The sequence below is a fragment of the Pseudoalteromonas sp. PPB1 genome (assembly GCF_015356275.1).
GTDB classification, from domain to species: Bacteria; Pseudomonadota; Gammaproteobacteria; order Enterobacterales; family Alteromonadaceae; genus Pseudoalteromonas; species Pseudoalteromonas rubra_D.
Genome location: NZ_JACEQV010000078.1, coordinates 1 through 1,406 on the forward strand (window position 1 = coordinate 1; position 1,406 = coordinate 1,406).

The window sequence follows — 1,406 nt, forward strand, 5'->3', positions numbered from 1 at the left end:
TCCGGCGTTAACTTTAATAATGAAGACCACAGCTCAACCAGCTGCTGCTCTGTTGCTGTGCGTGGCGCAACGTGTTGGGCCGCGGCTTTTTCCTGCGGGTCTGGCAGTGCTTTTTTGTCCAGTTTACCGTTCGCCGTCAGCGGCCAGTGTTGCAGCCCGACAAAGTGGGCCGGTACCATATAAGCAGGTAACTGCTCACCCAGCAGACGCTCGCAGTCACTCAGCAGAGCACCCAGCTGCGCCGAGTTTTCCGCCTTGATATAAGCAACCAGCTCCGGGCCGGTGGCCAGGGCTTTACACAACACCTCAGCAGATTCAACGCCCGTAATTTGCTGCAGCTGGCTGCTGATGTCACCCAGCTCCACCCGGAAACCCCGGATCTTAACCTGCTCGTCTATGCGCCCTAAAAACATCAGCTCGCCACTGTTTTGATAGCGCACCTGATCGCCGGTGCGATACAAACGCGCCGGACTGGTCGCATCACTGGGGTCATAAAATGGGTTCTCAATAAAGCGCTCGGCGCTCAGCGTCGGGTTATTCACATAACCTGTGGCCAGACACGGTCCACCGACAAATAACTCACCTCGGGCCCCCTGCGGCAGGGCGTTAAGCTGCGCATCCAGCACATAGGCATAGGTGTTGTCCATGGCCCGGCCGATGGGCAGCTCCGCCGGTAAGTCGGCCTGATTGGCACTGATGTCATACATCACACAGCCCACCGTGGCCTCAGACGGACCATAGTGGTTAAACACCTGACTGTCCGGGAACTGGGTTTGTAAGGCCAGTGCCACATCGCGCTCAAAGCGCTCACCGCCAATCACAAACACGTGCTGCACACCTGCAAGCGGCGCCTCCTGCAAGGCCAGTATCCCTTCCACATGATGCGGCGTCATCCGCACCAGTCGTGGCTCATCCGCTTTATTCAGGGCTTTACTCAGGGCCGGCAACAGCTCCTGATTATCCAGCAGTTGTACACTGCCACCACTTAAGAGCGGTAAGTACAAACTCGGAACACCAATATCAAAACCATGTGATGTCACCAGCAGTGAACCGTTAAGGTGGTCGGCATAGTAGCCTTTGAGGGCAAAGTTCAAATAATCCATCAGGGCCCGGTGGCTGATCTCCACGCCTTTGGGAGTACCCGTAGAGCCTGAGGTGTAAATCACATACGCAGGGCTATCATGGGCAACCGTTTCCGTGCCAAACTCGGCATCATAGCCACTGAGCCAGTTCGCATCAGTGACATCCTGCTCCAGTAACAACAGGTCAACCCCGGCATCCGGAACGCGGGCGGCCAGTGCGTCACTGACAATCACCCACTCCAGAGCGGCATCAGCGATAATCTGCTGGTTGCGGGCTTTGGTGTTGCTGGGTTCAAACGGAATATAAGCTGCCCCGGCTTTGAG

1 protein-coding gene is annotated in these 1,406 nt (G+C 56.5%); it reads right to left on the reverse strand.

The annotated features are described in order from the left end of the window. On the reverse strand, nucleotides 1-1,406 hold a 1,406-nt coding region (locus IY568_RS24365; RefSeq protein WP_194868966.1), incomplete at both ends, for an amino acid adenylation domain-containing protein.